This window comes from Corynebacterium sp. NML 150383, from assembly GCF_002285085.1.
GTDB lineage: Bacteria > Actinomycetota > Actinomycetes > Mycobacteriales > Mycobacteriaceae > Corynebacterium > Corynebacterium gottingense.
On the sequence record NZ_NSGK01000021.1, the window covers coordinates 1 to 1,499 of the forward strand.

Sequence of the window (1,499 nt, forward strand, 5' to 3'; positions counted from 1 at the left end):
GGGTTAAGCGACAAAATGTGTGCTTTTTGAGCTATAGATTCCCGGTCTTACCTCCGGCTACGGCGGGAAAGTGCTCGTCGAATCGGGATTCCTGGCTTGCAACATGAAGGTCCACCACTCCAGCCATGAGATGTGCTACTGGCACTGGCTGTTAAACCAGCCTGCATGCCAACTCAACACAGAAAGAGAAAACACAACAGACCCCTGTGCCCGGCATGCCAGCACACCACCATAAAAATGGGCACCACCTCCAGCGGAACACAGCGATGGCGCTGCACACACTGCGGACACACCTTCACCAACCCCAACGCGGCAAAGACCAACGCATACCGGTTTGCCATCTTCATCGACTGGATTACCGGCCAGCGCCCCCTCGATGCTGTCGCTGCAGCCCACAACGTCTCCAGGCGCACACTTATCCGCTGGTTTACCTACTTCTGGTTCATCATCGTCCCGTGCAAACCAGACCCGTACCGCGTCTACGACCAACTTTTTATAGACGGCACCTACTTCCACAAAAAATGCCTGCTTGTCGCCGCAACCAGCGATCACGTCGTCGCCTGGCACTGGTGCACACGAGAAACCGCCTATGACTACGCCAAACTCTTCGACCTGATCGCCGAACCCCTCGTCGTCACCACAGACGGCTCCGGTGGCGCGCACAAAGCCATCAAACAATGCTGGCCAAACGCCTCTATCCAACGCTGCCTCGTCCACGTGCGACGCGACACCATCAAAGACACCACACGCCAACCAACACTGACCGCCCACAAAGCACTCCTTCGCCTCGGCAACCAACTGACCCACATCACCACCCGTGAACAGGCAATTGACTGGGCACTTCGCCTCAACCGTTTCCATGACCTCTACGGCGATTGGCTCAAAGACCGCACCTACCGCGACCAAGTCAGCGACAAAGAGATCCCAAAACACGTTCGCGACAACCAGCAATGGTGGTACACCCACCCCAGAGCCCGCAGAGCCTACCGCCGATTCGAACGCCTCTACCAACAAGGCCACCTCTTCGTCTGGCTCACCCCACCAAACGACACCGCAACCGGACTGAAAACCACCACAAACAGCCTGGAAGGTGGGGTCAACGCACAACTTAAACACCTTGCCCGAGCCCACCGCGGCACATTTGACGAACACCAACGAATCATCATGGACTGGTGGCTCTACCTGCACACCCAGCACCACGATGACCCGCTGGCACTAGCAATCGAGCAAAACTTCGGCCACGTCGGCTACGCACGCGCCCGCCAGGCACACATGCGCCAACGCGACCAAGCCAACTCACCCGACGGCCGGCCGAAAGTCTACGACACCGGCATCGACACCGACTTCAACCCCTCCTGGGCCATCCGACACGGCTGGGCAGGACGAACATAACCCCAGCACAACACACCCAAAAACCACCCATCCCACCCCCAAAAAAGCACACATTTTGTCGCTTAAGTCGACACGCCGAGAAAAGCACACATTTTGTCGCTTAACCC

Annotated in this window: 1 protein-coding gene; it reads left to right on the forward strand. The window is 57.5% G+C overall.

Annotation, left to right across the window (positions count from 1 at the left end):
- Window positions 1–165: 165 nt before the first annotated feature.
- Window positions 166–1,392, forward strand: coding sequence for an IS1249 family transposase (locus tag CKJ85_RS11700; protein WP_095546097.1), 1,227 nt, complete (start codon window positions 166–168; stop codon window positions 1,390–1,392).
- The last annotated feature ends 107 nt before the right edge of the window (window positions 1,393–1,499 follow it).

Coding starts and splice junctions, on each gene's coding strand:
- CKJ85_RS11700 (WP_095546097.1), top strand. CDS start 166: ATGCCAACTCAACACAGAAAGAGAAAACACAACAGACCCCTGTGCCCG.